Source organism: Marinobacter sp. LV10R510-11A (genome assembly GCF_900215155.1).
Classification (GTDB): domain Bacteria; phylum Pseudomonadota; class Gammaproteobacteria; order Pseudomonadales; family Oleiphilaceae; genus Marinobacter.
The window spans coordinates 2025496-2051780 of the sequence record NZ_LT907980.1 but is presented as its reverse complement, the minus strand read 5'-3'; the positions used below and the strand labels follow the sequence as shown (position 1 = coordinate 2051780).

General features: G+C 55.7%; 25 protein-coding genes. 19 read left to right on the top strand and 6 right to left on the bottom strand.

Annotated features, from left to right (window positions below):
• Nucleotides 1-25 precede the first annotated feature (25 nt).
• The 4 genes from CPH80_RS09775 to CPH80_RS09760 form a co-directional block, all read right to left on the bottom strand.
• A complete protein-coding gene (locus CPH80_RS09775; RefSeq protein ID WP_227520430.1) occupies nucleotides 26-760 on the bottom strand; it encodes a glutamine amidotransferase in 735 nt (244 codons plus the stop codon).
• The gene (locus CPH80_RS09770; protein ID WP_096277335.1) at nucleotides 757-1479 is read right to left on the bottom strand and encodes a YebC/PmpR family DNA-binding transcriptional regulator; all 723 of its coding nucleotides are present in this window, start codon (nucleotides 1477-1479) and stop codon (nucleotides 757-759) included. Before CPH80_RS09770 ends, CPH80_RS09775 begins: the two co-directional genes overlap by 4 nt.
• A gap of 123 nt (nucleotides 1480-1602) precedes the next feature.
• On the bottom strand, nucleotides 1603-2031 hold the full coding sequence (locus tag CPH80_RS09765; RefSeq protein WP_096277333.1) for an SRPBCC family protein: 429 nt from the start codon (nucleotides 2029-2031) through the stop codon (nucleotides 1603-1605).
• A gap of 103 nt (nucleotides 2032-2134) precedes the next feature.
• Nucleotides 2135-3010 (bottom strand): AraC family transcriptional regulator, encoded by an 876-nt coding sequence (locus CPH80_RS09760; protein ID WP_096281536.1) that lies wholly within the window; start codon nucleotides 3008-3010, stop codon nucleotides 2135-2137.
• Nucleotides 3011-3174: 164 nt separating this feature from the next.
• On the opposite strand from CPH80_RS09760, the gene CPH80_RS09755 reads away from it, so the two are divergent.
• The 9 genes from CPH80_RS09755 to CPH80_RS09715 all read left to right on the top strand — a co-directional run bounded on the left by CPH80_RS09755 (nucleotide 3175) and on the right by CPH80_RS09715 (nucleotide 13872).
• A complete protein-coding gene (locus CPH80_RS09755; RefSeq protein ID WP_096277331.1) occupies nucleotides 3175-4671 on the top strand; it encodes a CoA-acylating methylmalonate-semialdehyde dehydrogenase in 1497 nt (498 codons plus the stop codon).
• 39 nt (nucleotides 4672-4710) lie between these two features.
• The gene (locus CPH80_RS09750; RefSeq protein ID WP_096277329.1) at nucleotides 4711-5877 is read left to right on the top strand and encodes an acyl-CoA dehydrogenase family protein; all 1167 of its coding nucleotides are present in this window, start codon (nucleotides 4711-4713) and stop codon (nucleotides 5875-5877) included.
• Nucleotides 5878-5903: 26 nt separating this feature from the next.
• Nucleotides 5904-6683: an enoyl-CoA hydratase gene (locus CPH80_RS09745; protein WP_096277327.1), complete on the top strand. Its 780-nt coding sequence runs from the start codon at nucleotides 5904-5906 to the stop codon at nucleotides 6681-6683.
• Nucleotides 6684-6714: 31 nt separating this feature from the next.
• Nucleotides 6715-7815, top strand: coding sequence for an enoyl-CoA hydratase/isomerase family protein (locus tag CPH80_RS09740; protein WP_096277325.1), 1101 nt, complete (start codon nucleotides 6715-6717; stop codon nucleotides 7813-7815).
• Between the two features lie 72 nt (nucleotides 7816-7887).
• Complete coding sequence (gene mmsB / locus CPH80_RS09735; RefSeq protein ID WP_096277323.1) at nucleotides 7888-8775, top strand: 3-hydroxyisobutyrate dehydrogenase; 888 nt, start codon at nucleotides 7888-7890, stop codon at nucleotides 8773-8775.
• 185 nt (nucleotides 8776-8960) lie between these two features.
• Complete coding sequence (locus CPH80_RS09730; protein WP_096277321.1) at nucleotides 8961-9914, top strand: DMT family transporter; 954 nt, start codon at nucleotides 8961-8963, stop codon at nucleotides 9912-9914.
• A gap of 93 nt (nucleotides 9915-10007) precedes the next feature.
• Nucleotides 10008-12197, top strand: coding sequence for an OsmC domain/YcaO domain-containing protein (locus tag CPH80_RS09725; protein WP_096277320.1), 2190 nt, complete (start codon nucleotides 10008-10010; stop codon nucleotides 12195-12197).
• A 136-nt stretch (nucleotides 12198-12333) separates the two neighbouring features.
• The gene (locus CPH80_RS09720; protein WP_096277318.1) at nucleotides 12334-12840 is read left to right on the top strand and encodes a hypothetical protein; all 507 of its coding nucleotides are present in this window, start codon (nucleotides 12334-12336) and stop codon (nucleotides 12838-12840) included.
• 63 nt (nucleotides 12841-12903) lie between these two features.
• A complete protein-coding gene (locus CPH80_RS09715; RefSeq protein ID WP_096277316.1) occupies nucleotides 12904-13872 on the top strand; it encodes a surface lipoprotein assembly modifier in 969 nt (322 codons plus the stop codon).
• On the opposite strand, the gene CPH80_RS09710 is transcribed toward CPH80_RS09715, so the two are convergent.
• A complete protein-coding gene (locus CPH80_RS09710; RefSeq protein ID WP_157746882.1) occupies nucleotides 13850-15217 on the bottom strand; it encodes a S8 family serine peptidase in 1368 nt (455 codons plus the stop codon). The two genes, CPH80_RS09715 and CPH80_RS09710, sit on opposite strands and share 23 nt — an antisense overlap.
• A gap of 127 nt (nucleotides 15218-15344) precedes the next feature.
• Between CPH80_RS09710 and CPH80_RS09705 the strand changes: the two genes are divergently transcribed.
• The 3 genes from CPH80_RS09705 to CPH80_RS09695 all read left to right on the top strand — a co-directional run bounded on the left by CPH80_RS09705 (nucleotide 15345) and on the right by CPH80_RS09695 (nucleotide 17084).
• The gene (locus CPH80_RS09705) at nucleotides 15345-15836 is read left to right on the top strand and encodes an RNA polymerase sigma factor (protein ID WP_096277312.1); all 492 of its coding nucleotides are present in this window, start codon (nucleotides 15345-15347) and stop codon (nucleotides 15834-15836) included.
• The gene (locus tag CPH80_RS09700; protein ID WP_096277310.1) at nucleotides 15833-16564 is read left to right on the top strand and encodes a hypothetical protein; all 732 of its coding nucleotides are present in this window, start codon (nucleotides 15833-15835) and stop codon (nucleotides 16562-16564) included. Before CPH80_RS09705 ends, CPH80_RS09700 begins: the two co-directional genes overlap by 4 nt.
• 220 nt (nucleotides 16565-16784) lie before the next feature.
• Complete coding sequence (locus CPH80_RS09695) at nucleotides 16785-17084, top strand: YkgJ family cysteine cluster protein (protein WP_096277308.1); 300 nt, start codon at nucleotides 16785-16787, stop codon at nucleotides 17082-17084.
• A 31-nt stretch (nucleotides 17085-17115) separates the two neighbouring features.
• Here CPH80_RS09695 and CPH80_RS09690 read toward each other — a convergent pair whose 3' ends face one another.
• Nucleotides 17116-17364, bottom strand: a complete 249-nt coding sequence (locus CPH80_RS09690; RefSeq protein WP_096277306.1) for an RNA recognition motif domain-containing protein — start codon at nucleotides 17362-17364, stop codon at nucleotides 17116-17118.
• Between the two features lie 127 nt (nucleotides 17365-17491).
• Between CPH80_RS09690 and CPH80_RS09685 the strand changes: the two genes are divergently transcribed.
• From CPH80_RS09685 to CPH80_RS21640, 7 genes are all read left to right on the top strand, one after another.
• A complete protein-coding gene (locus tag CPH80_RS09685) occupies nucleotides 17492-18388 on the top strand; it encodes a DMT family transporter (RefSeq protein WP_096277304.1) in 897 nt (298 codons plus the stop codon).
• Between the two features lie 119 nt (nucleotides 18389-18507).
• Nucleotides 18508-20631 carry a type VI secretion system Vgr family protein gene (locus CPH80_RS09680; RefSeq protein WP_096277302.1) on the top strand — a complete coding sequence of 708 codons (2124 nt, stop codon included), beginning with the start codon at nucleotides 18508-18510 and terminating at the stop codon, nucleotides 20629-20631.
• A gap of 18 nt (nucleotides 20632-20649) precedes the next feature.
• On the top strand, nucleotides 20650-21177 hold the full coding sequence (locus CPH80_RS09675; RefSeq protein WP_096277300.1) for a DUF4123 domain-containing protein: 528 nt from the start codon (nucleotides 20650-20652) through the stop codon (nucleotides 21175-21177).
• A 38-nt stretch (nucleotides 21178-21215) separates the two neighbouring features.
• Complete coding sequence (locus CPH80_RS09670; protein WP_096277298.1) at nucleotides 21216-24851, top strand: hypothetical protein; 3636 nt, start codon at nucleotides 21216-21218, stop codon at nucleotides 24849-24851.
• The gene (locus CPH80_RS09665; protein WP_096277296.1) at nucleotides 24848-25870 is read left to right on the top strand and encodes a hypothetical protein; all 1023 of its coding nucleotides are present in this window, start codon (nucleotides 24848-24850) and stop codon (nucleotides 25868-25870) included. The genes CPH80_RS09670 and CPH80_RS09665 overlap by 4 nt, the downstream gene beginning before the upstream one ends.
• The gene (locus CPH80_RS21645) at nucleotides 25861-26028 is read left to right on the top strand and encodes a hypothetical protein (protein ID WP_157746881.1); all 168 of its coding nucleotides are present in this window, start codon (nucleotides 25861-25863) and stop codon (nucleotides 26026-26028) included. Before CPH80_RS09665 ends, CPH80_RS21645 begins: the two co-directional genes overlap by 10 nt.
• Nucleotides 26025-26273, top strand: coding sequence for a hypothetical protein (locus CPH80_RS21640; RefSeq protein WP_157746880.1), 249 nt, complete (start codon nucleotides 26025-26027; stop codon nucleotides 26271-26273). The genes CPH80_RS21645 and CPH80_RS21640 overlap by 4 nt, the downstream gene beginning before the upstream one ends.
• Nucleotides 26274-26285: the final 12 nt, after the last annotated feature.

The window sequence follows — 26285 nt, the reverse complement described above, 5'->3', positions numbered from 1 at the left end:
AAGATCCCGTATTTACGATGCAATTTCAGCCGATTTTGTTCTCAGTAACCAAGGCGGAAAAGCGTTCGAGTAACCCCGACGCTTCTGGAGCACTGATAACCGAGTTGATCATATCCTGTGAGTCAAACCCTTCGCTTTCCAAGTCTGGAGCCTGCACGCCCAAATAGGCTCTCATGATGGCATCAGAAAACTCTGGATGAAATTGCACGCCCCAGGCGCACTTGCCCACCCGGAATGCCTGATGCGGCTCGAACTCGTTGTGGCCAAGCAACACGGCGCCCGGTGGCAGGCGTAATACCGACTGTTTGTGGGTGAGCTGTGCGCTGAAGGTGCTTGGCATGCTACCAAACAGTGGGTCATCCTGGGCACTGGCCAGCAGTTCAACGCGCTGGGTACCGCTCTCGCGCCCCTCAGGGTGATAGCCTACCTCGCCACCCAGGGCGTGTGCCAATAGTTGGTGCCCATAACATACGCCGAGTATCGGCACAGCTTGATTTGCTGCCTGTGCGAGCCATTTTGCAGCGTTCTCGCTCCAAGGCTCCCGGTTGCTGACCATGGCGGGCGAACCGGTTACCACAATGCCATCCCAGTCTGTGGGGTCTCCGGGTAGCTCTCCGGCTTCCGTATTAATCACGGTAATGTCTAGCCCGGGCGATAGACCACTCAAGAACCATTCGTCGAAATCGCCGAACTGGTCTTTGATGGCTGGATAGGTGCTACCCGTTTTAAGGATCACCACTTTTGGGTTGGGTTGGCTCACTCCGCTGGCAGCTCCGCATTGTGGAAGATGTTCTGCACGTCGTCTAGCTCGTTCAGCATATCGAGAAACTTCTCGAACATCGGGATGTCATCGCCCTCCACAACTGTGGTGGTTTTCGGCAGGAACTGGATGTCATCCACGTCGAAATCAATGTCGGCGAAGGCGTCGGTCAGTGCTTGGCGGGCTTTAGCGTATTCGGTGTTCGGCGTGAAAACGGTGATCTGGCCGTCTTCATTCTCAATATCGGTAACGTCGACATCCGCTTCCATCAGCGCTTCAAGTGCGGATTCTTCTTCACCCTTGAATACAAAAATTGCGCTGTGATCAAACATGTGGGCGACGGTGCCCGGTGTGCCGATCTTGGCTTTGGTCTTGGTGAAGGCCAGGCGAACGTCGCCGAAGGTGCGGTTGGGATTATCAGTCAGGCAGTCCACGATCACCATGCAGTTGCCGGGGCCGTAGCCTTCGTAGCGGGCAGGTGAGTAGTCTTCGCCGGCGCCGCCACGGGCTTTATCGATGGCTTTATCGATAACGTGAGAAGGCACCTGATCTTTTTTTGCGCGCTCAATCAGCCCCCGCAGTGACAGGTTGCCATCCGGGTCGGTTCCACCGGATTTTGCGCTCATGTAGATTTCACGCCCGTACTTGCTGTAGACCTTGGTTTTGGCGTCCGCAGTTTTGGCCATGGATTGTTTGCGGTTCTGATAGGCTCTGCCCATTTTTGCGCTGCCTCATGCTTGCTGGGGAAAGGGCGGGATTTTACGCAAGAATAGCAGTTTGGGACAGGCCTATTTGGTTGACCTGTCCCGTAGGGCTCATATGAGATCGCCTGACAGCCCGGGCTAGGCCAGTCGAGGCACCTGCTTGATTCCACGTCGTATAGCGTGCTCCAAGCCTGCGCTGACTAATTTCCCGGTAAACGGCACGATATCGTCAAATGAAATGCGATAGCGCACGCGGGTGTGCCCTTCGGGCGTATCCTCAAAGCGAATACGGCCCAGATGATTTCGGATCGGGCTTAAGCTGGTAATGGTGTACTCGATTAGCGAGTCGGGCTCGAAACTGGTTACGGTTTCTTCTAAGCCAATAGGCCCGATGCCAAGCTTGCGTACCGAACCAAGGCCGTTGGGATCCGCTTGATTGCTGTTCTTTATTCGCTTTACCGGTGCCCCAAGGAGTTTTCCGAAGCTTTGGTGGTCGGCAAACAGAGCAAAGACTTTGCTGCGGGGCACATTGAAGGTTTCATCAATTTCAAAGGTATGTGTATCCATTAGGATGCTCTTATTTGTCGTCGTTTGGCCAAGACTAGCGGTTTAATCTCCGCAACAAAAGTCGTCGTCAACGGGAGGCCAAGAGCCGGCCCGATGTGCTGGGTCAGTGCCGCGGCGTATGTCGGTAATCTCTGGGTGCCTGGCCCATGGTTTTCTTGAATAGCCGCGAAAAATAATAGGCGTCGTCGTAGCCAAGGCGGTGGCTTATTTCTGTAAAGCTCAGGCTTGTTGTGTCCAGCATCTGGCAGGCCCGCTCTACTTTCAAATGCAGAAAGTGCTGGATCGGGGAAGTGCCGGTCTGCTCTTTGTAGCGCGTAGCAAAGTGTGCTGGAGAAAGGCCTGCTAGGTCTGCAAGCTGTTCCAGGGTAATACGCTCGTCGAGATGTTCATGCATATAGTTATTGATGACATCCAGTTCCGCTTGTCGCTTATGGCCGGTTTCATCAACGCTGATCGGAACCGCTGCCAGCAGTTGGCGTAAACGATTGGCTGCGTGAATTAGGCCGCGGGCCCGGAAGCCTGTCTGGCGAACGGAAAGCAGGCCGTTAAAATCCACCAACAGCCTTGGCTGCCGCCCAAGATGGCGGATTGGCGTGGCGTCGTCGAACCCCATGTATTTTCGAAACTCTTCGGCCAGTGGCCCAGTGTAATGCACCCAGTAAATGGTCCAGGGGTTGTCTGGATCGGCCGTATATCGGTGATTGGCGCCAGCAGGCAGCAATAAAAGATCTCCAGCTTCCATGGTGTAAGGCTCGCCCTCTACGTTTAAAAACGCTTTTCCCTCTGTGCAGTAAATCAAAAGATTGTCGCGATGATGCTCTCGGTGCATGTGGTGGCCGGTGGCGCGGCGATAGTGGCCAAACGCTCTGGGATAGAGGTCCCGGGTGAGGGGGTGCTCAGACAAAAGCCTAATAATGGGGGCTGGTACTACGTAGCGAATGCTGTTCTTGGGGACCGGCCACTGGGAGGTTTGTGTCATGTTTATTGCTGCAGCTGTTTGTGTGTCAATCAAAAGATAGTCCATTACGAACGAAATTTAGTCAATCACCAAGTGCCATAGAAGGTGCTAAGGTCATACTATACATCGCTAAAGCAATCGTGCTTTGGCTCGCTTCCCGCACAACAACAAACAGGGGTTATGAGATGAAAAACGTTCCACTGTACCTAGCCGGTGAATTTGTTCAGAGCCAGACCAGCGAATGGATTGACGTGACCAACCCGGCCACCAACGAAGTGATCGCCAGAGCACCGTGCACCACAGACGCTGAGATGCGTAAGGCCATAGATACCGCCGGCGAGATATTCAAAACCTGGAAGGAAGTGCCGGTTTCTGAGCGTGCCCGTGTGATGCTGCGCTATCAGGCATTGCTGAAAGAGCACCACGACGAAATCGCAGAAATACTGTCTCAAGAAACCGGTAAGACGTTTGATGATGCCAAGGGTGACGTGTGGCGTGGTATTGAAGTGGTTGAGCATGCGGCCAACGTTGCTTCCATGATGATGGGCGAGACCGTTGGGAACGTTGCGCGGGGGGTGGATACCCACTCATGGATTCAGCCGTTGGGTGTGTGCACGGGTATTACGCCGTTCAACTTTCCCGCAATGATTCCGCTGTGGATGTTCCCCCTGGCGATTGCCTGCGGTAACACCTTTATACTCAAGCCCTCCGAGCAGGATCCGCTTACCCCCATGCGTCTTGCCGAGCTGTTTGAAGAAGCGGGTGCGCCCAAGGGTGTGCTTCAGGTGGTACACGGCGGCAAGGAACAGGTGGATATACTGCTCACCGATCCCGCCGTTAAGGCAATCTCCTTTGTAGGCTCCGTGCCGGTTGGCCGTTATATCTACGAAACCGGCACCAAAAACATGAAGCGTGTTCAGAGCTTCGCCGGTGCCAAGAACCATATGGTCATCATGCCGGATGCCGACAAGCAGCAGGTCCTCAACGCCTTAGTGGGCGCTTCGGTAGGCGCTGCGGGCCAACGTTGTATGGCTATTTCCGTCGCTGTGTTTGTAGGTGAAGCCCAGTCCTGGATTCCGGAACTTAAAGAAGCCATGGCGAAAGTTCGCCCGGGTGCCTGGAACGATTCTGGTGCCAGCTATGGTCCGATTATCTCCTCCAAAGCAAAAGGTCGTGTTGAATCCCTTATCGCCACCGGCGAAGCACAGGGTGCGAATCTGCTTCTGGACGGCCGCGGCTGCACAGTGGATGGTTTGCCTGATGGAAACTGGATTGGCCCTACCTTGTTCTCGGGTGTGACCACCGAAATGGACATCTACACCGAGGAAGTCTTCGGCCCTGTGCTTGCCTGCATGGAAGAGGAAAGCCTGGCTGGTGCAATCACTCTGATCAACAACAGCCCTTACGGTAACGGTGTATCTATCTTCACCGGCTCCGGCGGTGCAGCTCGTCGCTTCCAGCACGAAATTGAGGTTGGTCAGGTGGGTGTAAACATTCCCATTCCAGTACCCCTACCGTTCTTCTCGTTCACTGGCTGGAAGGGCTCCTTCTACGGTGATCAACACGCATATGGCAAGCAGGCGGTGCGCTTCTATACTGAAACCAAAACGGTTACCTCGCGCTGGTTCTCCAGTGAAGTGGAAGCCGAAGCGGAAGCGAACTTCTCGATCCAGTTGCGTTAATTGCGTTGAGGGTGGGTATGTTTAATCTGGAGCCTGACGATGGACTTTAATCTGACTGAAGATCAGCTGGCGTTTCGCGAAGCGGCCCGCACTTTTGCTGAGAAATCCATGGCGCCCCATGCGGCCAAATGGGACAACGAGCATATCTTTCCGGTCGACACGCTGAAAGAAGCCGGCGAGATGGGCTTTATGGGGATCTATACCCCGGAAGCGCTCGGCGGCATGGGTCTTTCACGGCTAGACACGTCTGTCATCGTGGAAGAGCTGGCGGCTGCCTGCCCCTCAACGGCTGCGTTCATCACCATCCACAACATGGCGACCTGGATGGTGGCAAGCTTCGCGCCTGATGACCTCAAGCAGGAAATCGTTCCGAAGCTGGCTAGTGGTGAATGGCTTGCATCTTACTGCCTGACTGAACCCGGTGCGGGCTCTGATGCGGCCAGCTTGCGAACCAAAGCGGTTCGTGACGGCGACAGTTATGTCATCAACGGCAGTAAAATCTTTATATCCGGTGCTGGCGATACCGATATTCTGGTGCTGATGGCGCGCACGGGTGCGCCGGACTCGGGCCCCAAAGGCATCTCCACCTTCGTGATTCCGGCGGATGCCGACGGCATTTCCTACGGCAAAAACGAAGAGAAAATGGGTTGGCACAGCCAGCCTACGCGAACGATTAATCTTGAGAACGTTCGTATTCCCGCAACCAGCCGGCTGGGTGAAGAAGGCGACGGCTTCGCCATTGCCATGAAAGGCCTTGATGGTGGTCGCCTCAACATTGCCACCTGTTCTCTGGGCGGCGCGCAAGCGGCGTTGCTGCGGGCCCGCAACTATATGCACGAGCGTGAACAGTTTGGTAAACCCTTGGCAGCCTTTCAGGCTTTGCAGTTCAAGCTGGCGGATATGGCGACCAACTTGGTAGCCGCCCGGCAGATGGTGCGCCTTGGGGCTTTCAAATTGGATAATGCTGATACAGAAGCCACGTTGCACTGTGCCATGGCCAAGCGCTTCGCCACCGACGCCTGCTTTGATGTGGTGAATGACGCTCTGCAGCTGCACGGCGGCTATGGTTATATCCGGGAGTATCCTCTGGAGCGCTATTTGCGCGACCTGCGTGTGCATCAGATTCTGGAGGGCACCAACGAAATCATGCGTTTAATTATTGCCCGCCGCCTGCTGGATAACGGTGTGGCCGAGGCCATTCAATAAATCGCAAGAATAACAGGAGTACGATGATGAGCGATCTGATTCAGCTCGAAAAACGCGGACACATTGCAATACTGACCATCAATAACCCGCCGGCCAATACCTGGACGGCGGACTCTCTGCCAGCGCTGACAAAAACCATTCGTGAGCTTAACGAAGACACGAACATTTTTGCGTTGGTTCTGACCGGGCAGGGCGGGAAATTCTTCTCCGCGGGCGCCGATCTTAAAACCTTTGCCGATGGCGACAAAGCCCGGGCCAATCAAATGGCCCAGCTCTTTGGTGAAGCCTTTGCAGAATTGACGGCGTTCCGTGGCGTATCCATTGCTGCGATAAACGGTTACGCCATGGGCGGTGGCCTGGAGTGCGCATTGGCTTGTGATATCCGTATCGCCGAAGAGCATGCCCAGATGGCCCTGCCAGAAGCCTCTGTTGGCCTGCTGCCCTGTGCGGGTGGCACGCAGAATCTGCCCTGGATCGTGGGCGAGGGCTGGGCCAAGCGCATGATTTTGTGCGGTGAGCGAGTCAAGGCTGACAAGGCGTTGCAAATCGGCCTGGTTGAGGAAGTTGTCCCTACGGGACAAGGCCTGGAAAAGGCGCTGGAACTGGCTGAAATGGCGTGTAAGCAAAGCCCATCTTCCGTCGCCCGCTGCAAGACTCTGGTGATGAGTTCCCGTGATGGCCGCAGCCACACCGATAGCTGGCGCATGGAGCGGGAGCTGTTTGTTGAGCTGTTCTCAACCGAAGACCAGAAAGAAGGCGTAAACGCCTTTCTCGATAAGCGCAAACCGGAATGGAAAAACCGCTAAAACCCGCAGACATACCGGTGCAAGGATTTTTATGAGTCATCAACCTGTGAATAGTCATCAACCGATTGTTTTTGAAGAGTGGAAAACCGCTGACGGCGCAATGATTGCCGTGGCTAGGCTGAATACGCCCAAAGCACTCAACTCCCTCTCTCTTGAGATGATTCGGCAGCTGACACCTCAGCTAAAACGCTGGGCTGAGGACGACAATGTTCGTGCCGTCTGGATCGAGGCGGAAGGCGATAGGGCGTTTTGTGCGGGCGGCGACATTGTGGCGCTTTATCGAAGCATGACCGAGCCACAAAGCGGAAGTGGCGCCAGCGAAGGCATAGCGTTCTTTACCGAAGAATACGAGATGGATTATCTGATCCACTCGTTCCCAAAACCGGTGGTGTGTTGGGGCCACGGCATAGTGATGGGCGGCGGCATCGGCATCATGGCCGGCGCCTCTCACCGGGTAGTAACCGAAGCATCCAAGCTGGCTATGCCCGAGAGTAGCATCGGGCTATATCCAGACGTCGCTGCGGGCTGGTTCCTGAATCGCACTCCAGGCCGCACAGGGTTGTTTTTGGGGCTGACAGGTGCCCGCATGAACGCGGCCGATGCACTATTTGTTGGCCTTGCCGATCGCTTCATCAAACATGATTTGAAAGCTGCCGTGGTCGCGGATCTGACTGCTCACAACTGGCAGGGTAAAGATGCTTTTGCGGTGGTGGGTAGTGTGCTTAGGCAGCACGAGAATCAAAGCACGGATGCATTGCCGGAGTCCCCAGTGCGGACTCATTTTGATGAGATCAACCGTGTAACCGATGCCGACAGCCTGACCGAGATGGTTGCGCAGATGATGGAGCTCTCGAACGGTGAGGGTTGGCTGGCCAAAGCAACTCGGCCGCTTGAGGCCGCGTCTCCTACGTCGCTGGCCCTGTGCTGGCAGCATCTGCGTAACTGCCGCTTAGATAGCCTTAGTGAAGTTCTTGATAAAGAACTCACGCTATCTAAGAACTGTTTGAGCAAAGGGGAGTTTGTCGAAGGGGTGCGTGCGCTCCTGATTGATAAAGACAAGCAGCCCCGCTGGCGCTACGCATCGCTGGCGGAAATGGACAGCGAGTGGATAGACAGTTTTTTCGAAAACTAGCCAAACAGGCCGACTAGCTGCTGGATAAGAGCCGCGGCCTACTCAACCGAATACAAAAACAAGGGGATGATTATGGCGACGATTACCTTTATTGGTCTGGGCAACATGGGTGGCCCTATGGCCAGCAATCTTATGAAAGCCGGCCACGACGTAACGGTGTTTGACCTGTCAAAAGACGCGGTAGCGGCATTGGTTTCCGAGGGTGCGAAAACCGCAGACACGGCTCATGACGCAGTCAAAGGAGCTGAATGCGTAATCAGCATGCTGCCAGCGGGCCAACACGTTGAGGCAGTGTACCTGGGCGATGATGGCCTGCTGGCTAGTTTGCCTGAGGGCACTCTGGTAGTGGATTCATCAACGATCGCACCAGAAACGTCTCGCGTCGTGGCTGAACAAGCTAAAGCTAAGAACATCCCATTCATCGATGCCCCTGTCTCCGGTGGTGTGGGCGGTGCCAAAGCCGGCACCCTCACCTTCATTTGCGGTGGCGACGAAGAGACCTTCAGCAAGGCAAAGCCGATTCTGGAAGCCATGGGCAAGAACATCTTCCACGCCGGCGAAAGTGGGGCGGGTCAGATTGCCAAAATTTGCAATAATATGCTGCTAGCTATCCTTATGGCAGGCACCAGTGAAGCTTTGGCCTTGGGTGTGAAAAATGGGCTGGATCCAGCAGTTCTCTCAGAAATCATGAAGCAGAGTTCCGGCGGCAACTGGGCGCTGAACGGCTACAATCCTTGGCCTGGTGTGATGGAAGCTGCGCCCGCGTCACGGGGATACGAAGGTGGCTTTTTGGTGAATCTGATGAACAAGGATCTCGGGTTGGCCTTTGATAATGCCGTAAAAAATCACGCAGCGATTCCCATGGGCTCTCTCGCCCGCAACTTATTTGAGCTCCATGCCGGGCAGGGCAACGGAACACTGGATTTTTCCAGCATCCAGCGTCTTTATAATCCGGAATAGGGCATGCCGGGGCACGGCTTTCTGTGCCCCGTAATCCCACCCCGCAACGACTTATGTCTGGATCGGTCAGCACAATAACTATTGAGCAAGATAACTATAAGGAGGAGAATGAATCCTCTTAATGTTGGATCGGTAGCGAGTTAAACGTAGCCGGTTTTTGATTACGGTTGCAGGCCTCTCTACCTATGCTGACGAATACCTTTGTGCTCTATTTATCGACGGTGTTGATCTGGGGATCGACGTTTATTGCGATACCTTTGCAGCTGGGGGAAGTGCCCGGTGACGTGTCCATTGCCTACCGATTTGGGCTGGCCGCGTTGGTGCTGATGCTCTGGTGCTGCCTGACCAAACGTAATATGAAATTCGGCTTTCAGCAGCATCTATGGATGGCAGGCCAAGGCCTGATGTTGTTCGGGTTCAACTATATGCTGGTTTATCAGGCCGCCGCTGATATCACCAGTGGGTTGATCGCGGTGGTGTTCTCTACGATCATAGTAATGAACATCGTTAACGGAGCGCTGTTTTTTGGTAACCGCGTACCGCGTTCCGTTATTGTCGGAGCAGCTTTTGGGCTGGTGGGCATCTGTTTAGTGTTCTTGCCAGAGATCCGCGCCCTGGACGCCGACGGCACTACCTTACGCGCTATTATCCTGAGTTTGGTGGGAACGGTTATCACCTCGTTCGGTAACATGCTCTCCGCCCGCAATCAGTCTTCAAAATTGCCCATCATGCAGAGCAATGCCTACGGTATGGCTTATGGCGCCCTTGTATTGGCGCTCATTGCCTGGGGCCGGGGTGAACTGTTTGTTTTCGAAACTACGTGGGCTTACACGGGTTCTCTTGTTTATCTGGCCCTGATTGGTTCGGTGCTCGGGTTCGGGAGTTTTCTCACGCTGCTCGGGCGCATAGGGCCTGAACGTGCGGCCTACTGCATGGTTCTCTTCCCAATCGTGGCGCTTACGCTTTCAACTGTGTTCGAAAACTACCGCTGGACGGCGGAGGCCGTTGCAGGTGTGTCTCTGGTGCTTGCCGGTAACCTGCTGGTGATTGTGCCCAAAGGAAAACTGCAGCGGGTGTTTCAGATTTTTCGCCCAGCCGTGAGTCGTTCTACACAGAGCACACCGCGCGACGGCCAGTGAACCTCACGGGGTACGCGTGTTGCGATGTTAAGTCTATAATGGCCGCAACGCGTGGCCGCGGCGCGCCAAATTCTACAAATCGGTACCCTCGCAATGGAAATCAACGTCAATTATCTCGACAACCTCCGAGTTGAAGCCAAGTTTGATGACTTCTCGGTGATTGCCGACCAGCCCATCCGCTACAAAGGCGACGGCTCGGCACCCGGCCCTTTCGACTATTTCCTGGCTTCATCGGCCTTATGCGCCGCTTATTTCGTGAGGGTGTACTGTCTGGCGAGGGATATTCCAACCGATAACATCCGTCTGTCGCAGAACAATATTGTTGATCCTGAAAACCGCTACAAACAGATTTTCAAGATTCAGGTTGAGTTGCCAGAGGATCTGCCCGAGAAACACCGTCAGGGCATTGTGCGTTCGATCGACCGCTGTACGGTCAAAAAAGTTGTGCAAACCGGCCCCGAGTTCCAGATTGAAATCGTCGACAGTCTGGATGGCGATGCCCAAGCCCTGTTGATGACCAAACCCGAGGCTGAGGCCCATACCTTCATTGCGGGTAAAGACCTGCCGCTGGAGCAAACCATCGCCAACATGACCGCCATCCTGGCGGATCTGGGCATGAAGATTGAAATCGCGTCCTGGCGCAACATCGTGCCTCACGTTTGGTCACTGCACATGCGCGATGCAGCCTCGCCCATGTGCTTCACCAATGGCAAAGGCTCCACCAAAGAAAGCGCCCTGTGTTCGGCGCTGGGCGAGTTTATTGAGCGCCTGAACTGCAACTTCTTTTACAACGATCAGTTTTTTGGCGAGGAAATCGCCAACAGCGAATTTGTTCATTACCCAAGGGAGAGGTGGTTCAAACCGGGGCCCAATGACGAACTGCCGCAGGGCATACTGGATGACCACTGCCTGGCCATCTATAACCCCGAAGATGAACTGTTCGGCTCCAACCTGATCGATACCAACTCTGGCAAAGTGGAGCGCGGTATTTGTTCCTTGCCCTTTGTGCGCCATTCCGACGGCGAAGTTGTGTTCTTCCCCACGAACCTGATTGAGAACCTGTTCCTGAGCAATGGTATGAGTGCAGGCAACACCCTGTACGAGGCACAGGTACAGTGCTTGTCAGAAATCTTTGAGCGGGCGGTAAAAAAACAGATCATCCAGGAAGAAATTGCCCTCCCTGACGTGCCCCTGCACGTGTTGGAAAAATACCCGAACATTCTCGAAGGGGTTCGGGCGCTGGAAGCACAGGGTTATCCTGTACTGGTCAAGGATGCCTCGCTGGGCGGCCAGTTCCCGGTGGCTTGTGTCACCCTGATGAATCCGAAAACCTGCGGCGTTTTTGCCTCCTTTGGCGCGCATCCAACCCTAGAAGTGGCTCTGGAACGCAGTCTCACCGAATTAATGCAGGGCCGCAGTTTTGAAGGCCTGAACGATCTGCCGCCGCCCACCTTTAACAGCCTCGCGATCACTGAGCCGAACAACTATGTGGAGCACTTCATTGATTCGTCCGGGGTGGTTTCCTGGCGCTTCTTCAGTGCCCAGGCAGATTACGAGTTCAACGAGTGGGATTTCTCGGGAACCAACGAAGAGGAGGCGGCTTCTCTGTTCGGCATCCTCGCAGACATGGGCAAAGAAGTGTACACGGCTGTTTATGACGACCTGGGTGCCCCGGTCTGCCGCATGCTGGTACCGGGCTATTCCGAGGTCTATCAGGTAGAGGATCTGATCTGGGATAACACCAACCGGGCGCTGGACTACCGTGAAGATATCCTCAACCTGCACTCCCTGAGTGATGAGCAACTGGCCGCCTTGGTGGAGCGCTTGGAAGACAGCCAGATCGACGATTACACGGATATCATTACCCTGATCGGTATCGAGTTCGATGAAAACACGGTTTGGGGGCAGCTCACCATTCTAGAGCTTAAGCTTTTGATTCACCTCGCTCTGCAACAGCATGAAGAAGCCCTTGAACAGGCCGAAATGTTCATGCAGTTCAATGACAACACCGTTGAACGCGGATTGTTTTACCGTGCAATGAATGCGGTGCTGGAAGTCACTCTTGATGACGAACTGGAACTGAGTGACTACCTGGTTAACTTCCAGCGCATGTTTGGTGAGCAGACCATGGAGGCAGTGGTGGGCTCGGTGAATGGCAGCGTGCGCTTCTACGGGCTTACGCCGACTAACATGCAGCTGGAAGGCCTGGAAAAACACCTGCGCCTGATCGAAAGTTATAAAAAACTGCATGCAGCGCGTGCCGCGAGAGCAGGGCACGGATAGAGCTAGTCATGAACCCATGACTGAGTGCTTCGCAAAAAAAGTTGAAATTTATCGGGTTTTATTGGAATAACTTTTCAGCTGAGCCGTCCTCCTAATGAAGACTACCCATAAAGGGTCATCAAAGGAGGACGAAATCATGAAAAAGCATATTCTGACATTTGCCATCTGTTCTATCCTTTCTACCGGTGCGTTTGCCGCCGAGGGTTCTGGTTCTAGCAATGTGCAAGCCGACGCAAACATGAACGCTAGCGCCAGTGCTAATAATGGCGTCTCTGCCCAAGGCGGTGGATCAGCTTCTGCTAAAAGTAGTGTGAACGGCGAAGCCGCGCGCAGCGAGGCATCTGAGCAGGGCCGTGCGGCTAGTAGTGAAGCGCGCCAGAAACAGAACGCAGCCGTTCGCGCCGGTGTCGAGGTGGGCGAGAAAGTGCGTGGTAAAGCTAACGCCGCTGCGGATGCTGCCACCACCACGGCCGCTGAAAAACGTGCAACCGCGCAGGAACGCATGAACAAGACTCGCAATACTGAACTCCGAGTAGAAACCAATCAGCAAGTCGGTACCTCGGTTTCCGATTCGGTAAAAAGTGAAGTCCAGAACTCCGTGAAAGGAAGTGTGAAAAGTGCCGCCGGCGGCGGTGTACTTTAATCACCCCAGATTGCGGCAGCCGGGCCCTTCGGGCCCGGCTTTTTTCTGGCCAGGAGATGTCCCATGAAGTTAAAAAAAATCTTTTTCAGGCTGCCTCTGGTGGCCGCGCTGTGCGCAACGACACCGCTTCTTCATGCGTCGGAGCATGCCGAATTGAACGGCCATGTGGACGGCGGAATGGAGTACGACAGCAACCTGACGGTAGATGAGCTGAACCGTTCTTCAGACTCCAGTGATGAAGCCTGGGTGTTCGATGCCGGGCTGGAAGCTATATTGAAACCGACCAAAGCTCTAAATTTGACGCTGGGCTACTTGCTTTCCGGTAGTCGCTATCAGACCTACGATGAGTTTGATCAGGATATTCATTTGGCTTCTGCCGATCTGAGCTACGATTTTGATCCGGTCACTTTCGGCACTAGCTATCACTATTCCCGCGCCACACTGGCCTCGGATCCTTTCCTCGATTTCAAGCGTGCCAGTGTCTATCTGGGTAGTCTGGTGGGGGAGGATGTCTATGTGATGGCTAGTCTGCAGCAAAAATCCAAGGATTATGAAGAGGGTGATGCTCGAAATGCCGACATTCGAGGTGTCAGTATGGATGCCTTTTTCTTCTTTAACGAAGCCCGCAGTCACGTGTTGATCGGGGTCGATGGCGACCAGGAAGACGCCAACACCGATGCTTACGACAATCGGCTGATTCGCGTTCGTGTCAGTCTGGCCCAAAAGTTCCAGATGGCGGGACAAGAAAACCGCTTGCGGTTGAAATGGCGTTACGAAAACCGAGAATATGATGAAGTCAGCATCGCACCGTCTGATCCACTGCTGAACAACCCGTTCACCGAGGATTTACGGGAGCGTACCTCGGATCAGCGGTTAGATCGGGTTTACACCGTCGAAGCCGGTTGGCGCATCGGCCTGACCGAGGTGCTGAGTTTGGAGCCACGGATTTCTTACGGCCACTATACCTCGAACGTGGAGTCTGCGGATTACGATAAAACCGTGGCAGGCGTTACGCTGCGGGCGGGGTTTTGAGCTGATCCGACAGGTCGTCCAGAAAGCCGTGGCCGAACCTTGGATCACGGCCCGGTTCGCCCAAATCTTCAGCGTCGTCGATCATTGTCTGCAATGCCTGCTCCGGACTCAGCCGGAGCAGGCGGCAGGCGAGTAGCGCCGTAACTACAGGTGCAGCCAAGGATGTGCCGCTGTTCGTGACCTGGCCGCCATCTGGATGTGCCACTGTAATGTCTACACCACGGGCGGCGAATGTCACCTGCTGCCCCCGATTCGCCCACCGATACAAAGCTCGCGTATTGTCCACGGCCGTCACGCCGACCACGCCGTCATACGCCGCAGGGTAGAGTGGCGGCGCGGCGGGCCCTTCGTTGCCCACAGCGGCCACCAGCACCCGTCCCTGCTGATGCAGGCGCCTGATCACCGCCGCCAACACCCGGTTATCCGGCCCGGTCAGGCTGATGTTTATCACCGCAACGTTTTGCTCGGTCAGCCAGTTCAAGCCCTCCAGTAAATGCGCGAGTGTCGCCCCCGACGCCACAGCGGAGCGCTCGTAGAACACCGAGGCACTAAAGAGGTTGGCACCCGGCAGACGAGCTTCCGCTTGTGTCGAAGATCGTCCCACTAACACACTGGCGACGGCGGTGCCGTGGGCCCGTGGTGCGGCAAGATCGCCGGAGTGGTTACCCACCGCCAGAAAACGCTGTTGAACGATACGGGCCTCCGTAAATGCCGGATGTTCGCTACTGACTAAGGTATCCACCATGCCAACACGTACTGGCTCCGTGCACAGACTGTGCACAGAGGGGATGGCGGCTTGGGGGTCAGCTTGAGTAGTGGCGCTTTGCGGAGTGTAGATGTGATTGCGGTCGAGCTGATCTGCCAGTTCCGGCAGCAGTTCGCGCAGTGCCGCGCGGGAGTCCCGCTCCGGTTTCACCCGAAAACGCACCACGGTGAGTCCAAGCCCGTTAAGTTGCTGGCGCTGCAGGATCGTGATGTCGGGGTGGTGGAGTTTGCCCAGTTCTTCTTCAGAGACGGTCAGCAGCCATTGCTTTGCTACTGCCCGGGTACCGTCACTCTGGCGGGCATCTAAGAAGGCGGTAACGCCGTCATTGGTTCTGATCGGCAGCACCTCAGGCAGTAAAGCTTCTAAGTCTGTCGGCATTTCAGAGGCCTCGACAATGCGACGTTTGACGTCCTCAGTGATCTTGCGCTCTATTAGCCTTTCAGCCCTGCGCTCGACCTGTTGGGTGATCGCTTCAATCCTTCCATCAAGCAGGTTGCCCGGGCCGGCGCCCAGGGCAAGCGTGGGAAGAGCAGGAACGGTCAGGAACATCAGCCAATGGATATTTAATCGGAGTATCATCGTGTGCAACCATAATTTGTCGGGTTTTATGCAAGATAACGGCTGGGTCGGAAAATAATTCCCGATCAGCGGGAATAAACCCTGATGTGACCCGTTATACACGAAACACATAGCAACAAAGAGCGCCATGCGACAGGAAATCACCCAACTACTGCCCAGTTTACGACGCTTTGCCTACTCACTGACCGGCTCCATGCCGGACGCGGATGATTTGCTGCAGAATACGGTAGAGCGGCTGTTGAGCCGGCCGCGCCCAGATGATGCGGACATGACACCTTGGGCATTCCGGATTTGCCGGAATGTGTGGATAGACGAGTGCAGGGCCAGAAAGGTTCGTCGGGATGCTTCGGAACAGCCAGAGCTCAGTGAAGGCCAGGTGGTTGACGGGGAACGTCAGGTGGTTAACGAAATCGAGGTTAGTCGAGTCGATGATGCCATGGGCCGATTGCCGGGAGATCAACGCCAGATAATCTCGCTGGTGGCAATCCGGGGTCTGTCGTATCAAGCCGTTGCGGAGATTCTTTCGGTGCCCAAGGGCACTGTAATGAGTCGGCTGGCCCGGGCCAGGGCCGCATTGAGCGAGGCGCTCACACCTGAAACAACGAGGACCGAGCAATGACCAACGTTGATGAAACACTCTCTGCTTTTCTTGACGGCGAGCTGTCGCCTGAGGAAATGCAGCAGATCCGGAATCGGCTAGCGGTGGAGCCGGCACTGGCGGCACGTCTCAGTGAGCTGGCACTGGTTGACCAGGCCCTGCAGGCTCACTATGGCGAAATTGATGACCGGCCTCTACCAGAAGCGGTGACTCAGCTGTTAGCAACCACGCACGATGAACCTGAGCGGCCGGACAACGTGATTCGCTTCCCGCTATGGCAGCGGCTCCAAGCAAATACCGGTAAGGCGATTGCCGCAGCATTGGTGGCCGGTTTTGCACTGGCTCAGTGGCTTCCACTATCCCCAACCGACACTGACGCAGCTTGGCGTGCGGTGGCGCAGGGGTTGGAAACCACACCCAGTGGCGTCAGCCACACTCTGGCGAGCGGTGAACTGCTGATGCCGCGGCTGACTTTTGCGAACCATGAAGGTGAATACTGCCGCCAGTTTCGACTGCAAGGCCACGCTCGGAGTTCTGAGAATATTGCCTGCCGTAGCGACGCCGGCAAAGATGGTTGGAGTTTAGCGGTGCGCTTGGAAGTGACGGATACGGTTCCTGCCGATCGCTATCAAGTGGCCAGTGGAGATTCGGTACTGGATGACACGCTGGACCAGATGATATCCGGTCCGCTGCTTACACCAGACGTTGAGCAGCGCCTGATCCAGCATCGCTGGTTACCGCAGCCGTAAGCACCGCCTTTGAGGGTTGGCGCTTGACGCCATTAATGCCCAAGGTCACCATTCTGACTTGTTTTTGATTCCCCGGGTAAAATCATATGAACGTTCCTCTAGAATATCAGGAGCTCGTCTCACTGGGGGAGCAATCCGTCGTGGCCTGTTGCCATATTAGAGTGGCCTGGCTTTACAGTGCTTTTCTGAAAAGCGCGTTTGAAAAAGTGTGCATAAGCGAATGATGATTGAAGCGGTAACCTTACCCGATCCCAGCGTTAGCTGTTCGAGCTGCGAGGCTTGCTGTTGCCGCTTGGAAGTGATGCTGATCACCGAAACGGGCGTGCCCGAGCGGTTTATTGAAGAAGACGAATGGGGTGGTTTAACCATGGCGCGTTTGGACGATGGCTGGTGCGCAGCGCTGGATCGCACCACCATGTCTTGCTCGATTTATGAGAAGCGGCCATTCATTTGTCGGGAGTTTGAAATGGGCGGCTACGAGTGTGTAGCTGAACGCGCCGCCAATGCTCCGATAACGTAAAATACCGCTTTCATCTTAGGGTTAAAGTCGATTACGCCTCTGGCTCCGGGGCGTATTTCACTCGTATTCTGCTTTTATTGATACGGGCGTCGTTCAAGCGTGCCTTGGCCATTTTGGCCTCCTTTGGATCCGGCATTTCCACGAAGCCAAAACCCTTTGATGTACCCGTTTCTTTATCTAAAACCAGAGTGCACTCAGTGACCGTGCCGTGGGCAGCAAACAGCTCTTGGATTTCCTGTTCTGTTGTTGTGCGTGCGAGGTTACGAACTAATAATTTCATGATAGGCCATATAGAAAGGTAAGTATGGCCTCAATTGTTCCAGTGTGGGGTAGTAAGAACAAGCTGTTTTGTTTGTTCTGGGCACCGGCACCTCTGGCTTATCACTCGTTTTTTGGGGTTTGTGACTATGTATTATGCGTTTCCGCTACTGGCTGTCATATTCTGGGCGGGAAATACCGTAGTTAACAAGCTGACTGTAGGCGTAATCTTCCCTGCAGAAATCGGTTTTTATCGCTGGCTGTTTGCGGCGGCCATGCTCACGCCCGTGCTGCTCCGCCCGACGCTGCGGTCCTGGCCGGTGATTAAGGCGAATATGTGCAAAATTTTTGTGCTGGGTGTGTTGGGCATGGCGGTTTATCAGAGCCTCGCCTATTTCGCGGCCCCAAAAACCACCGCCACCAACATGGGTATTGTATTGGCGCTGATGCCAGTGATGTCATTGGTCCTTGCCATACTGACACTGGGCCACCGCCTGACCTTGGGCGCCGTGGTCGGTTCATTGTTTTCGTTTTTGGGCGTGTTGGTTGTTATCACCTCCGGGGATTTGACCACTCTTACTAAACAGGGGATTAATGGCGGCGATGCCATGATGCTGGTAGCGGTTGCTGCCTACGCTATTTACAGCACCTTGCTGAAAAAATGGCAGATTCCCTTGCCTGCAATGCAGTTACTATACGCACAGGTTCTTGTGGCTGTGGTGGTGTTATTCCCGTTGTTTGCTGTATCACCACAAGCCGGGCTGAACAGCGACAACCTGCCGTTGGTGTTGTTCGCCTGTGTGTTCGCCTCTATTGGCGCACCCCTGGCCTGGATGACGGGAATCAAACACTTGGGGCCAAGCCGAACCACCGTCTTTTTTAACCTCGTACCTATTTTAACGGCGGTTATTGCCTCTGTGATGCTGAACGAAAAACTGGGGCTGCATCACTTTACGGGCGGCGGGCTGACCTTGTTCGGCGTACTGATCTCTCAATGGTGGACGCGACCGTTTAGGGCGAAAGCACGGTCGCAAGCATCGCCCTGATGCTTCTTTGAAGTAGGGCTGATGCTCCTTTTAGGCAAGAGGAGTTTGATTAACCGCCGTTTTTGCTACAGAATCCCCGCCCAGACTCATACAGAACCATACCTTCAAGGATTGAAGATATGCCTCAGGCAAGCGGATTGCAGTTTACCGCCCGTGTTGGCGAACTCCCCTCTGATTTATTTTCCGTTGTCGGCTTTACGCTGACCGAACGGCTATCCGAGCTATTTCACGGCCGCCTTGAATTGGCCAGCACCGATCCAGATGTGGATGTTTCAGACGTTCTGGAGCAGCCGGTGGATTTGGTAGTTTGGCAGGACGGTATGGCGCTTCGCCGCTTCACAGGCGTGGTAAACGAGTTTGCCCGTGGTGACAGCGGCCATCGCCGTACCCGCTACGAGCTCATCATCCAGCCGCCCTTATGGCGCTTAGGGTTGATGCACAACAGCCGCATATTCCAAACCCAGACCACAGACGCCATCGTGCGCACCCTGTTGGAAGAGCGTGGCATTGTGAACTCGGTGTTTGATTTAAAACGCGCTCCGCAAGAACGGGAATACTGCGTACAGCACCGGGAAAGCGACTTGGCGTTCATTGAACGGATGGCTTCAGAAGAAGGCTGGCATTACCGCTACCAGCACGGCAGCGAAGATGCGAGCGAGCAGCCCGGCTTGATCCTAGCCGATCATCACGGCGATGCGCCTCGGCTGGAAGCTGCCGAATATAACGGCAAATCAGGCGGAAGCACCAAGCAGCCTGCCGTTTTCCGCTTTCGCTACGAAGAACGAGTTCGCGTTGCCTCCGTAGCCACGAAGGATTACACCTTCAAGAATCCGGCTTACGCCCTGATGCACGAGCGGAGTGCAGCCAGCTCCAACCAGCGCCAAGACTATCAGCACTTCGACTATCCGGGTCGTTTCAAGGCCGACGCCAGCGGCCAGCCGTTTACCGACGCGCGATTGGATGCTCTCCGAAATGACGCCAGCACCGCCAACGGCGAAAGCAACCGTGCGGACTTTACCTGCGGTGCCAAAGCCGAACTGACTGAGCACGATAACGCCAACCTGAACCGCGACTGGTTACTCACCGCAGTTACCCACACCGGCAAACAGCCCCAGGCGATGGAAGAAGAGGGCGGTTCTAGCCCGACCACTTACCATAATGCGTTCAGTGCCATTCCGGCCGATAAAACCTGGCGACCCCTGAGCGACCACCGCCCGCTGATGGACGGCCCTCAGATAGCCACTGTTACCGGCCCCGAAGGTGAAGAAATTCACTGTGACGAATTTGGCCGGGTAAAAGTACGATTTCCCTGGGACAGATACAGCAAAAGCGATGAACACAGCAGCGCCTGGCTCAGAGTCAGCCAAGGCTGGGCCGGTGGTCAATATGGCTTCATGGCCTTACCCCGAATCGGCAACGAAGTCATCGTCTCGTTCCTGGATGGTGACCCGGATCAGCCCATTATTACTGGCCGCACGTACCACGCCACCAACACAACGCCTTACGCGCTGCCAGAACATAAAACCCGAACCACCCTGAAAACCCAAACCCACAAAGGCGAGGGCAGCAACGAATTACGATTCGAGGACGAAGCAGACAAACAACAGGTCTACGTTCATGCCCAAAAAGACCTGGATCTGCTCACCGAAAACAACCGCACCGAAGTCATCAACAACGACAGCCACCTCACCGTTGAAAATGACCGCTTCAGCCACGTAAAGGGCAGTCAGCACCAAACCACCGATGGCGAAAAACGCGATCAGACCGGTAAAGATCACAGCTTTAACGTAACCGGCACCATACACCTGAAAGCCGGCACCGCCTGGCTCAGTGACTCCGGTACCGAGCTACATATTAAGGCTGGGCAAAAAGCTGTTATTGAAGCCGGTGCCGAGATTATTCTCAAGGCGGGTGGTAGCTTTGTGAAGATTGATCCCAGCAGTGTTGCCATCGTTGGGGCGTCTATCAAAATGAACGCCGGTGGCGCGCCGGGTGTGGGTAGTGGGCAGAAGGTGCAGGTGCCAGAAATGCCGGGGTTGGTGGAGAAGAACGGTGGGGCCGTGGCGCCTGTGGAGTTGGCGGATGTTGGGCAGAGGGCGAATGCCGAACCAAAACCAATAGTTGCCCATCGATTGACGCAGGCAAGAATAAACAGGTTTGCAGTGGTGGAGCAATGTCAGGAACGGCCAGACGGCTCTTGCCCCTTGAGCAATTGCCCGTGTGGTAAAGCGCAGCAGGTCTAAATGGAGAGGTCGTACACCATGGTAAGCTCAACCGATGCGCGCTATCTGGTTCTGGAATCCCGGCAGAAAAAGACTGTGCTTCAGGCGCTCTACAATATCTCCGATAATCCTCGATGGGTCTATCTGTTTGCGGACAGCGAGTGGCAAGCCTACCTGGGTGAAAGCCCGATTCTGTTGGAAACGGAACAGAACAGCGCGGAATACCGCTGGGCATTGACGGGCCTCGAAGAAGAAAGGTTGAGCGGTTTACTTTTAGAGTCTACACAGGGACTGGATGCTGTAGTCAGTTGGTTAAGAGCCCGGCTGACTGTGTGTTTTGACGGCAACCGAAAAGGGCTTTTGCGGCTCTACGACCCAAAGATCTGGCACCGCCTGGCGGTAAAGTCAAAGCCGGAGGCTGAGATCATTGAACGTGCACTATACTGGCACGGCAAACCCGGCCAGCAGTGCTGGGTAATGGATGAAAACCCGGAGCCGATTGCCATGTCGCCAATACCGACACTGGACGAGCAACAGTGGCGGGCACTGAATGACGCCAGTGCCTAACCATGAATTCATCGTTTTAAGGGAAAGGAATCACAGGGATGTCTGAAACCACGTCTACCCAGACAGCAGGAAGCTGTGGCCCGGCCTGCGAAGGTGAATCGTTGATCATTGAGGTGATTGGGCAAACCCTCGAAGAGGGGCATTCGTTCCGGATCTTTGACGAGAGTGACAGTGAACAGCAGGAGTGGCTGGAGAACCAGGTTTCTCTGGAGGAACCTGCCAACAGCGTGCTTCATGTCTGGCCCTGGAAGGCCCAGCCTGCGAGAAACATCTGGCTGGATATTGATGCAGAGGAGGGTGCTCCTGTGCGGGTGCCGATGTTTGAAGCGGTTTCCTCCACCGAAAGGCAAATGGAAAAACAGAGGAACCGTATCCTGCCGCTGGTTCCCCTGACACTCATTCACGATCCCGAACCTGAGCCCGGCCACCCGAACGAACACCTGGTACCTGTGCGCCCAGGCTTTATTTATGTATTCAGAAAGGGGCACCTCTGGCGCGAACTGGAAGTTCGCTACTCCGATTCAGAAACCATGGAGTTGCTGGATATTCGCCTGACGGATTACCGGAACAACGAGGAATTCGGTCTGACGGAAGACCGGCGACCAGCCTCAGGAAAACCTCAGCAGGCCATATGGGTGCCGGTCAGCGAAAGGAATCGCTCTCTTCTTTCCGAGTTCCAGATGGCGTTCTCTGAAGTTCAGTGGTCCTCGCAGCGTGTCGCTTATCTTGAGACTTCTGATTCGGCTCGGGCCGAAAGGTGTCAGGCGTTAAAAGGGCCGGAGCCAAAGCTGGAGGTCGCCTCGCAACTGAGCGACCGGCAGACGCCGGGTCACCTGATTTCCCTGTTACAACTTCCTGAAATGAGGCCCCGGGAGCCCTATCTGGAGCAGCATCTGCCGAAGCCCTGGAGCAGTGTTTATGATTTACGCGGCCAATATGCAAAAAACCTGTACGGACAGGCACGAGAGGAAGCTCAGGCTTTCGATGCAGGCAAGGAATCCGGAGAGGCAGCCTGGGAAGCCGCGCATTACCGAGACGCCCCCTTGAGACGAGCGCCCGCAGCGCGAGTAGCGGCGTTTACGGATGAAACGTCCGGCACTGAAGAAAATTCCCTCTGGCAAACACTGGAGTCCAGTGAGGACAGTCTTGCCGCCCCGCGGGAGAGGGGCTATGGCGGCATTGTCCTGGAAGACCGCCTGTTCTCCCTTCGGCATCGCCTGACCGAAGCACTGGAAACTCACCGATTTCTGACTAGTCTGCTCGAAGCCATTGGAAAGAAGCCCCATAGCGATAGCGCCCAGTTGGTCTACCGGCTGATGGGGCCCGAACGACTGGGGGGCCAGGCCAACCCGCTGCATCATCATCTGGAAGAAATTGATACCGGCCGTTTTAGTCCCCTGCATACCCACCTGCTGACTGCCCAGCGCCAGCTTGCGAGGGAGGAGCTGGCTGAGGCCCAGAAGCAATTGGCGGACCTGATCCGGCAAACTGATAACCAGGTCGCCATGGCGGACCTGTTCAGCCTTTCCGGTGCCGACTATCTCGAGGGTTTTGTTCTCACGCGGGACCTGTTCCATGTCCTGGCCATGGACCCCAACAGCGTCGATCATCTCGCTCGCACGGCCCCCACCAGCAAAGCCCAGGTGCGGGACGCCAACGATCTGGTATTAAAGATTATTGAAGACGGCAGTGACCAGCCCCTGCACACCATGTTGTTCCCACCGGAACAACCAAACGGAACTGGCAGCGCAGTCGCAGAGAGTGGAGCCAAGGGAGAGTGCGGTGATGGCCGCTGCCGACCTACAGATCTTAAGCAGTTGCCCGACCAGCCACCGCAACCGGACGAATTACAAACCCTCACCGCTGCAGCACTGGCAGGTCTGGCAAAGACCGATGCCATCGATCTCTCCTCAGAAGCCAAGCGATGGATGGCCGGTGTCGGCGCCATCCTGGACGGGATCGACAAGCACGCTCGGGCACTGGCCAACCGTCTGAAATCCCAGGCTTACAGGCTTGATAGCCGGCTTTACGGCCCCCTGCTACGGATGGCCAAGGCGCGCGATCCTTCACTGCTGGGCGGCGTCCAGATGGTTGCTCGCAATGCCGTCCCGCAGGGCTGGATCATCCTCGGGCTACGCGACCCGGCTTCCGGCCTGGACATGGGGCTAACGGAAGCAGACCGGGAATACACCCACAAAGCCAATGGCCACCGGCGCTTCTACGGGGAATACCTGGATGCCGACGGCCAGCCCTTGGCCACCACCCGTAAATCCGCCATCCCCGATCTGGCCGACACCGCCGAAGCCCGGCGGATGCAGGTGTACGCCGCTCCTGAGACTTCTGAGGTGGTCCGGGCCCAGCGGGATATGCGCAGGCTCAAACGGTGGGATGACCTTTTTAGCCGGGTACGGGTGCCTTATTTAGTGCTGGTGTTTGAGGGGCATAATATTCTGACCGAGTACAACTTGGCCCAAACGACTTTCCGAAGGAAAGGTGCAGTGAGAGCGGCAGCGGGCATTTTCAGTTCAACTATGGATCTAGGCTTTGCTGTGACAATAGCAGCCGAGCGGTTAAGCAAAGATCTGGGTATCTGGGGCAATGTGTCGCCCAAGCTTAGCGAGAAAGCCTTCCAGACCACTAGCCCAGTCTTTCAGAGAGCGCTACCGTCTTTGGCCCGCGCAATTCCAGAAATAGTGACAAAACGCCTGCTCGGGGGCATCGTCACAGCCGGGCTCACCATTACGGTGTCGCTATTGGACATGGCCCATGAGTGGGACACCGGTGATATGGACGCCGCTGCAGCCTACGGGGCCTCAGCCGTCGGTGGGGGCATGATGCTAATGGGCGGCATGATGATGGCCAAAATGACCGAAGCGGGTATTGCTCCCATACTGCTGGGATTGGGTCCCTGGGGCTGGGTGGTGGCCGGTGCCACCCTGGCTATCGGGGCCGGGTTACTGGCAATAGTGCTGGACGACCCGCCCCTGGTAGACTGGCTGAAGCGTGGACCTTTCGGAATAGAGCAGGACGGTGCCTATCCCCACTTGGCCAACAACCCGCAAGAGACGTACTACCGGCTGGTTGATTTGTTAGCCAGGCCTCGTATTACCATTGAGGAGGCCCACAACATGTCGGCCAGACTGGCGGACCAGGGGTTTGTCATAGATCCTCGGCAGGACAGAGAGTTTGCGAAAATAGACACAGTGGTACTAGTGGAAAACAATCTGGTGGCCATGTTGGACGATGCCAGCCTGACCGTCGCCATGCGCCCGGTGCAGGTCACCCGCAGGCCCACGCGCCGTGGCCTGAGAACCCAACGGGAAACCCTGCAGGAACCATCGAAGGTGGTGCTGGAAAAACCCCTGCCTAACGGCAAGGCCTACTACCTGGCCCTGCCTAACGGCAAGGCCTACTACCTGGCCCTGCCACCCCGGGAGACCTTCAAGAATTTCCGGGGGCAGGAGGGCGTAAGGACCAGCGAAGTGCTGGTCCGGGCCCAATGGCACGGAGGCTCGGACTCCAGCAAGGCCAGCCGCAACCTGGTGTTCCCCGCCCCGGAGCTGCACGACCCGACCACCTTTGATCTGGCCAAACATGGCGAACCAGACTTCAGTGAAACCGGCCAGCTTTTCTGGGCGGATGAGCAGACCCATAGAGCGGAGGAAGGCACATGACCGCCGCCCTGGATGACTTCGGCTACGCTCCCACTGCCTACCGTAGCAACCGCAAAGCCCCGGAACCGGCGGAGATCAGCCAACAGAGCACGCTGTTCCGCAAGAGCTGGACCATGGGGCCACCGTTGCCCAAGGGGAAGCTGTCCGGCGTTTATCCCCCGAACTTTCTCAAGACTTGGGGGCCCAAAGAAGTCAGGGAAGATGAGGAGAACCTTCGTCGCTTCAAAGCTGAGTCGGAAGCCGGAGGAGAGCCGTTTAACCCGGTTGGATGGATTAATGGCGACAGCATACGCTACGCCACCCTGCCCAAGATAAGCTGGGCGCTTCTGTGGATGCAGCACGGGGGGCGGATATTGTTCACTTGGTTACTGCCAGTCTTTGCCATTTCCATGGTGCTCCTATGGACCCAGTTGTCGGAAATTGAGAGCTTCACGCGGTTTTTTTGGGATGGCATTTTCCCTTTCCTAGCCTATTTTTTCCTACCCATGCTCCTCTGCTGGGGCATTGGCCGCTTCCTCGAGAAAAAATACCCCAAAGTGGTCTACCAGGAACCCAAAGGCCCTCTCTGGGAACTCAACCGCCGCACCGGCATGGTGACCTTGTTCAAAAACCCAGAAAAGGACGGCCAGTCCGGAGAAATCCGGGAGCAGGCCCCTTTCCATGAATGGGACGGCTACCTGCTGAGCCTGCCGGATCATCAGGGCAATATCTGGTACCGGCTGGTGCTGGTCCACAAGACTCAGGAATGGGCCCTGCCCATGAACCAGCTTCTCGCCGCCACCACCAACCGCGAAGACGTACTGGCCTACTGGGACCTGATCCGCCAGTACATGGACGTGACCAAGTCGCTGCCGGATATTCCCCTGTTCGAAGCCCATCGTCAGCTGGATTTCACCACCCGCGCCCAAGACGAGAAGAAGGGGCGGGATCCCTTGTACTGGCGCAATATGAACGAAGAAGACTACGAAGCCTTCAAGCGTGAAAACCGGACCGCTCTGGCGAATCACTCATGGCGCTAGTCCAGCCTCTGCCCAGCCGCAACCTGGTGTTCCCCGCGCCGGAACTGCACGACCCGACCACCTTCGATCTGGCCACACATGGCCAGCCAGACTTCAGTGAATCCGGCCAGTTTTTCTGGGCGGATGAGCAGACCCATAAAGCGGAGAATGGCACATGACTGCCGTCCTGGATAACTCCGGCTACGCTCCCACCGCCTACCGCAGCAATCGCAAGGCATCCGGGCCAGCGGAACCCACCCAGCAAAGCGCCCTGTTTCGCAAGAGTTGGACCATGGTTCAGTCAAAAGGTACCGGAAGATGCTGGATAACGGCTCTAACAATATTGGTGCACGTGATTATTATGGGGCGTTTGCCTATCGCTCCTATGCAATACCTCCGCAGGAAAATCAATGGGAGGAATTGAACCGATCTAGGC

Excerpts from the sequence above, each read along its gene's own strand:
- CPH80_RS09770 (WP_096277335.1), bottom strand. The coding sequence starts at position 1,479 with ATGGGCAGAGCCTATCAGAACCGCAAACAATCCATGGCCAAAACTGCG.
- CPH80_RS09765 (WP_096277333.1), bottom strand. The coding sequence starts at position 2,031 with ATGGATACACATACCTTTGAAATTGATGAAACCTTCAATGTGCCCCGC.
- CPH80_RS09760 (WP_096281536.1), bottom strand. The coding sequence starts at position 3,010 with ATGACACAAACCTCCCAGTGGCCGGTCCCCAAGAACAGCATTCGCTAC.
- CPH80_RS09755 (WP_096277331.1), top strand. The coding sequence starts at position 3,175 with ATGAAAAACGTTCCACTGTACCTAGCCGGTGAATTTGTTCAGAGCCAG.
- CPH80_RS09750 (WP_096277329.1), top strand. The coding sequence starts at position 4,711 with ATGGACTTTAATCTGACTGAAGATCAGCTGGCGTTTCGCGAAGCGGCC.
- CPH80_RS09745 (WP_096277327.1), top strand. The coding sequence starts at position 5,904 with ATGAGCGATCTGATTCAGCTCGAAAAACGCGGACACATTGCAATACTG.
- CPH80_RS09740 (WP_096277325.1), top strand. The coding sequence starts at position 6,715 with ATGAGTCATCAACCTGTGAATAGTCATCAACCGATTGTTTTTGAAGAG.
- mmsB (WP_096277323.1), top strand. The coding sequence starts at position 7,888 with ATGGCGACGATTACCTTTATTGGTCTGGGCAACATGGGTGGCCCTATG.
- CPH80_RS09730 (WP_096277321.1), top strand. The coding sequence starts at position 8,961 with ATGCTGACGAATACCTTTGTGCTCTATTTATCGACGGTGTTGATCTGG.
- CPH80_RS09725 (WP_096277320.1), top strand. The coding sequence starts at position 10,008 with ATGGAAATCAACGTCAATTATCTCGACAACCTCCGAGTTGAAGCCAAG.
- CPH80_RS09720 (WP_096277318.1), top strand. The coding sequence starts at position 12,334 with ATGAAAAAGCATATTCTGACATTTGCCATCTGTTCTATCCTTTCTACC.
- CPH80_RS09715 (WP_096277316.1), top strand. The coding sequence starts at position 12,904 with ATGAAGTTAAAAAAAATCTTTTTCAGGCTGCCTCTGGTGGCCGCGCTG.
- CPH80_RS09710 (WP_157746882.1), bottom strand. The coding sequence starts at position 15,217 with ATGATACTCCGATTAAATATCCATTGGCTGATGTTCCTGACCGTTCCT.
- CPH80_RS09705 (WP_096277312.1), top strand. The coding sequence starts at position 15,345 with ATGCGACAGGAAATCACCCAACTACTGCCCAGTTTACGACGCTTTGCC.
- CPH80_RS09700 (WP_096277310.1), top strand. The coding sequence starts at position 15,833 with ATGACCAACGTTGATGAAACACTCTCTGCTTTTCTTGACGGCGAGCTG.
- CPH80_RS09695 (WP_096277308.1), top strand. The coding sequence starts at position 16,785 with ATGATGATTGAAGCGGTAACCTTACCCGATCCCAGCGTTAGCTGTTCG.
- CPH80_RS09690 (WP_096277306.1), bottom strand. The coding sequence starts at position 17,364 with ATGAAATTATTAGTTCGTAACCTCGCACGCACAACAACAGAACAGGAA.
- CPH80_RS09685 (WP_096277304.1), top strand. The coding sequence starts at position 17,492 with ATGTATTATGCGTTTCCGCTACTGGCTGTCATATTCTGGGCGGGAAAT.
- CPH80_RS09680 (WP_096277302.1), top strand. The coding sequence starts at position 18,508 with ATGCCTCAGGCAAGCGGATTGCAGTTTACCGCCCGTGTTGGCGAACTC.
- CPH80_RS09675 (WP_096277300.1), top strand. The coding sequence starts at position 20,650 with ATGGTAAGCTCAACCGATGCGCGCTATCTGGTTCTGGAATCCCGGCAG.
- CPH80_RS09670 (WP_096277298.1), top strand. The coding sequence starts at position 21,216 with ATGTCTGAAACCACGTCTACCCAGACAGCAGGAAGCTGTGGCCCGGCC.
- CPH80_RS09665 (WP_096277296.1), top strand. The coding sequence starts at position 24,848 with ATGACCGCCGCCCTGGATGACTTCGGCTACGCTCCCACTGCCTACCGT.
- CPH80_RS21645 (WP_157746881.1), top strand. The coding sequence starts at position 25,861 with ATGGCGCTAGTCCAGCCTCTGCCCAGCCGCAACCTGGTGTTCCCCGCG.
- CPH80_RS21640 (WP_157746880.1), top strand. The coding sequence starts at position 26,025 with ATGACTGCCGTCCTGGATAACTCCGGCTACGCTCCCACCGCCTACCGC.